The following is a 6,662-nucleotide window of genomic DNA, read 5'->3' as shown; positions in this document are numbered from 1 at the left end:
TCAATGACGACCGGATTCCAGTTGCCCCCGGATAAAAGAAGGGGGTCACATCACAAGGCACCTAAGACGAGCTTGTGGCCAGCATGAAACCTTCCATAGGATGGTCATTGAACATCGAGTCGGTGCCTCAGAGCCGTGCTGAAGGGGAGTGAAGGATTTCAGCGGTCGGCCGATCGACGGGTGAGACAGTTGCTCTTGATCTGCTCTGGCAGCAAGATTACGGGCCTCTAGGAACGTATCCTCAACGGAACAGTCTAGGTCAGAATGGCCAATCGTTACTTGTTTCTCTGCCCCGATTCCCGTTCGCCGTCGGGAGGGATTGCGGTCATCTATGATGCGGTCATTGCACTCCACCGCGCATGCTATGATGTCTCCATCCTGCATAACAGTCCCGAAGCCGGATATCCGCATCCGTCGAAAGCGCCGTCGGTAGTCTATCATCACGCCTGCCGTCAGGTGTTTCGGAAATACGCGGGTCGCCGCGAAAAACTGATTGAAGCTATTCGGATGGCGTGGGAACGCGTGCGCGGCGGCCCGGCTTCCACCCTCAACCTACTGCCAAGTGACGTCATCGTCGTGCCGGAATTCATGGCTGCGGAGGCCGCGGAGGCTTTTCCGACGCAGAAGCTGGTGATATTTGTTCAAGGCCCTTTTTTGTTTCTTGAATCCTATCAAAAATGCATTGCACGTGGACACGATATCCGCAAGCGCAGCCGCTATTTTATCGGAACTTGCGACACTTGCATGGATCAGTTTGATTTGCTTGGGATTAAAAACTGTTTTCACTTGCCAGTTTCCATGAACCCCGAAAAATTCCCGTTTCAAGAGATCAAGGATCGACTGATTACTTACATGCCCCGCAGGCGTCCGGCCGAGGCTGAGTTCATTGCAGCCGCCCTGCGCGAACGCGGGCGGATTGGCGACTATCGACTCGAGGCCCTGGAGGGGCTGCCTATCGAGGCTATTTATGAAAAGCTACAACAAAGCCGGTTTTTTATTTCTTTGCTGAGGCTTGAAGGACTTGGTTTTCCAGCAGCAGAAGCAATGGCTGCTGGATGTATCACCGTCGGATATACCGGATTAGGTCCGCGTGAATATTTCACGCCCGAGACCGGAGTTCCCGTTACAGACGATGATACCGTAGCACTAATCCATGCCTTGGAGGCCGCGGTTGCGGAATACGAGACACACCCACGTCGGCTGGATTCGCTTCGTCGACATGCGAGCGCTGAGATCAATCGTCGCTTCAGTTGTAGCGTGTTCGAGGCCAAGCTCTTTGAGATCTGGCGCGAATTGGATGCCAAGATCTGAGCTGAGCCTTGTTTCCATTATGCAAATTTCCGACATTTCCGCAGCGCGGGTAGCTGATATGTCAGCCCCTTCTCAATTTCGGCCCTTTGGTCAGCATCGGCCGGACACCGCAACACGTAACTCGCCAAGGCCCCGGCCAGCATCCAGACGTAGGGCACAAGCCCGGCGTTGGGCAGCAGGTCGATCAGCGCCGCGCTGAGGACGATCACAAGCCCCGGCGTGATCAGCGAGGGACCGAGCGCGCGACGGCGGCGCGCGTAAAGCAGAAGCGGCATCGTCAACAGCCCGAAGTGGGCGACGTAGCCGGGCCAACCGTAGACACCGATCAGAATCACCCACATTCCGTCGGTTACGCTGGTCATCCGTCCTGTCTCGGAGTCGTAAAGCTGATTGCGACCCCAACTTCCCCATCCCGAGATCGGCTTCTCGTTGGCATGAGCCAAGAGCGCGTCCTCGTTATCTAGCCGGAATTTGAACGACTGTGCCCGTTCCTCGCTGATCGACCGGGTGATCTCGTAGATCTCATGGACCGGGATGAGACCTGCACCGCGGAACATCGGATAGAACAGAACAACGACGGCGATGGCGACCATTATCGCGCCTTGCAGCCGCGGCCGCACAAAAATCACGATACCTAGAAACGCCGCGATGGCCAATGCCCCCAGGTTTTTAGACGGCAGCAGCACGATGGCCAGCCATGCAGCGGCGAAGAACCATCTCGAGAGCCACGGGCTTGCCAGCCGGTCAATCGCGAAGACCCACTGCCCGGACGTCCTGCGCTCGCGCAGGGCCTCTCGCCAGAGCGTCAGTGCCGCGAGGATCGCCATGCAGAGCAGGATGCCGACCATCAGGCCGTGGCTGAGGAAGACCACCGGCCGGAATCCACCCTCGCGAATATGTTGCATGAAGTCGTGCGGAAAGAAGCCATAGATCCAGTTGTGAAGCTGCGGGCTCACCCGCACCTCGATGAGGGCCGGCAGCGAATAGGCGAGCCCCCCCACGGCGAAGGCGACGAGCAGGTCGCGGTGCGCCTCATGCGTGCCCAGGTACCGCCAGGCGAGCAGGAAGGGGCTGATCGCTACGATCGATGCGGAGATCATCGAGAACGCGTCGTAGAGTTGCAGGCCCGGCAAAAAAAGCGGTCCGATGACGATCGGCTCGGGATTGTTCAGGATGCTCAGGATTGGCGCCAGGATGATCAGGGCCAGCAACCCGATGATCAGCGTCTTTCCCTTTGCGGACGGCGTGGGGCCGGCCGTACGCGTGCCCCGCGATTCGTAGATCAAGCAAAGGATCGCGGCGCTGACGGTCGGGACGAGCCCCTTGTCAATGAGGGGCATCATCGGGACCTTCACGCTGGTTGCGGACGGCAGGATCAGATAGCCGCCAAGCATCGTCCAGACCAGCGCCTTCGAAAGAGGGAGCGTCCTGAACAGGATCCACGCGACCGCTGGCCAACTGAACAGCACGATAAAGGCGAACGTATTGGGCATCGGACACTTGTGAAACTGACAAGGGCTCAGGTTTTTCTAGCCTGATCCTCGTGAGAAGAAAAATCCCTTTGCCGGCCAAGGTGAAAAGCTGCTGTTCAGCACGGCTGACAGGTTAACTGCAAAGCCTATATCGGATTGACGATAAAACTAAAAAACGGGGCAAATAGAATTTCTTATCTCGGTCGAAGTGTGTCAAGGAAACCGCTACGACCTGCGCTTTATCTCCAGCGTCGATCACTTCTCCCAGATCGAGAGACTTGTCGAGACGACCGCGCAGAAGTGTCGGCTTTCGGGGGGGCTGGTCGTACGCCCGCCTCCATCTTTCACGAGATCAAGGACGCGGGGTGTCTCAAACGTGCAGCGTGTGTTGCCGCGGGCAATATCTGCAATCTCCATGCTGGTCAGAGACCGGCTCTGTGCCTGAATGATCGTCCGAAACTTTGCCGCCTCCGCTGTGGGATCGGTGATTGGTAAGAGCCCCTCGGTGGAAACGCGCTGCATCGTGGCTCCGGAGTTGCCAACCCATTGAGTGACGGCGCCGTCGGTCAAGAAGTAGAGCGGAAAGTAGAGGAAGCCCCAGGCCCCCTTCCCGTCGTGGATGACGAGTGTTGTCGCCGGATCGTCTATGGCGTCAGCCGCCCACTCGCCCGGCCCATGAGAAAAAAGCGATGCGTTCTGCAGCAACGTGCTCGCGGCGATGAGATTGCAAGCAATGGCGATGGCTCCGGCGGTACGTGTTGCAAGGCGCACCGGCGGAGAGCTTGTGTCCAGGTCTCTGAAAGCCAAGGCCAGCAGGATTGCGGGCAGCGGCACGAGCCAGAGATTGTAGTGGGGCGCTAGAACATCGAACGATTTGACGGCGCGCGCCAGGATGGTCAGGCCGCAGACCGCAAAGACCAGCGGCAGCGCGATCGCGACGGCCTGCCAGAGACCGAGCGGATTACATTGCACCGCGGTCGTCTCACGGGCTGCGGATAAAACACGCAGTGCCCCAATCGCCGCAAGGCTGGCGAGAGCTGCGAGAAATACGGCGAAGGTCATCGGGGTCGCAAAGTAGCTTGGATGCGCGGTCAGGCGGAAAATGAGCCTGATGAGGCCCGCGAGGGATTCGGCCAGAGAGGCGACGTTACTTTGCGCGGCGCCGCCAGATACGTTTATGGCCGCAAGCACGAATGGCGTGATGCCGAATGACAGGATTGCAACCGCGGCGCCCGCCACGAGAACGCGACCGACGCTGCGCCCGACGAGCCATTCATGCAACAGCAGTGCAGCAAGCAAGCAGGCGGCTGCGACGACGCCGAAAAAATGTGAGTAGATCGACAGCAGCAGAAAAACGCATAGCATGGCCAAGCGGCGCGGTCCGCGCTCGCGATCATCCGAAACGATCAGCTCTACGAAATAATAGATCGCCCAGGCCGAGGCGGCGAAGAAAAGCGGGTAGGCGCGGATCTCGACCGACCCTACGATGATGTTGCCCGAGAAAAACACGAGACCGAGCGCCAGAATGCCGCCGGTCCGTCCGCCGACGGCCCTGCCTGAGAAATAGATGGCGGGCGCAGCCAAACACACCGCAACAATACCCATCCATCGGAGTGAGGTCTCCGATAGCCCGAAAATTTCCGCCCAGAGTGAGCCAATCCAGTAGCTCAGCGGCGGCGCGCGGTCCGGAGGGACACCCAGCACCTTATCCGAGTGGCCGCTCAGCCACGCAAGCTGCTCTCCGAAAGATAGCGTAAGGCCGGTGAGCTGCGTGGTCTCGTCCAGCCAGATCGTTTGCTGGCTCGCAAACGTGCCAGCGCACAACGCGAAGACTGCGACCACAGCCGAAAGTATGGCAATATCCAGCGGGCCAACGAACAGGCGCCAATTGCCATGCGTCTGCGTTGCTGAGCTGCTACCGGCGGACATACTGCTTTCGGAATACAATGTAGCGGTTTCCCAGGAAGTTAAAGATCGTGCCGGACGCAATTCCTATCAACGCCGCCAGGTAGAGCCCGGTGGTGGTTTCGGGGAGGAAACTGGCGCGCAAATACAGCGCTACCGAGTAGTTGACCGCCATTCCAAGCGAGGAGGCGCCGACGAAGCCAGCGAACTGTCGCCAGACGTTGCGGTGACGCGCATAGCTGAACGTGAAGCGTCGATTGAGTAGGAAATTGGTTACGACGCTTACTGCGATGCCGCCGGCGAGGCAAACGGCCTCTGGAAGCTGCATGAGCAGAAGGAGGGCGAGCGTGGCGAGATTGACGACCACGCCGGATGCCCCCACCACAACGAATTGCAGGAGATGCATCGCATTGCCGAACTTGTAGATATAGAGACGGCGCAGATGCTGTATGTACTTCAGCTGCTCCTTAAACGACAGCTTGCTTTCGCCGTGGATTCGATCCGAGAAATGAATCGGCACCTCCCCGACGTTCCGGAAGCCGCATTTCGTTATGATCTCGAGGCCGACTTTGTATCCAATGGGATTGTATTCGTCGTGCTTGTCAAAATCCGCCTTGCGAAGCGCGAAGAAGCCTGACATCGGATCTTTCGCAGAGGTCAGCGGACGGGCGAGCAGTGTAGCCACGCGGCTGTTCAGCCACCGGAATATACCCCAATCGTCATCGGTGGATCCTCCCGGAACATAGCGCGAGCCAATGATGAACTGCTGTCCAGAGCTCAGCGCGAGCATCATTTGCGGAATGATCTCGGGTGGGTGGCTCAAGTCGCAGTCCATGCAGACCAGCACCGGATAGCGCGCCGCCCGAAACCCGTCGATGACAGCCGGGCTGAGACCGCGGTTCTCGGTACGGACAATAATTCGTGCCCAATCGAAGCCGCTCTGCTCTATCGCCTCTATACTTCCATCGTCGCTGTTGTCGTCCATGAACAACACCTCGAGAACGAGGTTTTGCTCTTGTCGAAGAGCGTTGATCCGAGCCAAAATGAAAGGAATGTTCTTGGCTTCACGGTATGTGGGGATGATGATGCTCAGACCGGTTTCGACGCGGATCGTCGCTAACGGTCCGCCCGCGTTGTTTGCCGTTTGGTCCACGAAACGCGCTCCGTGTGTCGTGTCCCCATTGGTTAAATTGTGCATGCCCCCTCTATGTATGGTGGTATGTTATATGAATAGCTGACCGAAGTCCGCCGCCTCGTACTGCAATCCTTAACCAGCAGATCGGGCATACGGGTCGAGGAGCTGGCCCTGGAGGACGTCGAGACGGGGTATGGCGCCGAGGACGCTGCGGCCTAGAAGGCCGACGCCATCGTCAGGATCGAGTGCGCGAAGGCTCGGCGCGCCAATCGCGGTCATCTTCCGGCGCACCTGCCGCGTGAAGAGATCATCATCGAGGCCATGGACTGTCCTTGCTGCGGCGGCGCTCTCCATGTCATCGGCGAGGACGTGCCGAACGGCCGATAGGATCCCGGCACGGCTGAGCGTAATCGCGGCGCTGACGGTCGGGACGAGCCCCTTGTCAATGAGGGGCATCATCGGGACCTTCACGCTGGTTGCGGACGGCAGGATCAGATAGCCGCCAAGCATCGTCCAGACCAGCGCCTTCGAAAGAGGGAGCGTCCTGAACAGGATCCACGCGACCGCTGGCCAACTGAACAGCACGATAAAGGCGAACGTATTGGGCATCGGACACTTGTGAAACTGACAAGGGCTCAGGTTTTTCTAGCCTGATCCTCGTGAGAAGAAAAATCCCTTTGCCGGCCAAGGTGAAAAGCTGCTGTTCAGCACGGCTGACAGGTTAACTGCAAAGCCTATATCGGATTGACGTTAAAACGATAACGCGGGCAATAGAGTTTCTTATTTTTTAAGGCGGAGAGAAGAGCGGATGCTTAGATGGGGAATAGTTTGTCTCCTCA

5 protein-coding genes are annotated in these 6,662 nt (G+C 58.3%); 1 reads left to right on the top strand and 4 read right to left on the bottom strand.

The features are described 5' to 3' along the window. Window positions 1-264: 264 nt before the first annotated feature. Window positions 265-1,311, top strand: coding sequence for a glycosyltransferase (locus tag V7082_RS09135; RefSeq protein ID WP_334147826.1), 1,047 nt, complete (start codon window positions 265-267; stop codon window positions 1,309-1,311). Between the two features lie 17 nt (window positions 1,312-1,328). Here the strand turns inward: V7082_RS09135 and V7082_RS09130 are convergent, their stop codons facing one another. From V7082_RS09130 to V7082_RS21540, 4 genes are all read right to left on the bottom strand, one after another. Further along, window positions 1,329-2,804 (bottom strand): hypothetical protein, encoded by a 1,476-nt coding sequence (locus V7082_RS09130; protein ID WP_334147825.1) that lies wholly within the window; start codon window positions 2,802-2,804, stop codon window positions 1,329-1,331. 234 nt (window positions 2,805-3,038) lie between these two features. Continuing rightward, window positions 3,039-4,730, bottom strand: a complete 1,692-nt coding sequence (locus V7082_RS09125; RefSeq protein WP_334147824.1) for a glycosyltransferase family 39 protein — start codon at window positions 4,728-4,730, stop codon at window positions 3,039-3,041. Further along, window positions 4,699-5,841, bottom strand: a complete 1,143-nt coding sequence (locus V7082_RS09120) for a glycosyltransferase family 2 protein (protein ID WP_334147822.1) — start codon at window positions 5,839-5,841, stop codon at window positions 4,699-4,701. Before V7082_RS09120 ends, V7082_RS09125 begins: the two co-directional genes overlap by 32 nt. Before the next feature lie 114 nt (window positions 5,842-5,955). Further along, window positions 5,956-6,432, bottom strand: a complete 477-nt coding sequence (locus tag V7082_RS21540; protein ID WP_442909774.1) for a hypothetical protein — start codon at window positions 6,430-6,432, stop codon at window positions 5,956-5,958. Window positions 6,433-6,662: the final 230 nt, after the last annotated feature.

The organism is Hyphomicrobium sp. (assembly GCF_036833075.1).
Classification (GTDB): Bacteria; Pseudomonadota; Alphaproteobacteria; order Rhizobiales; family Hyphomicrobiaceae; genus Hyphomicrobium_C.
The sequence above is the reverse complement of the archived record's forward strand: the minus strand, read 5'-3'. Positions and strand labels throughout refer to the sequence as shown.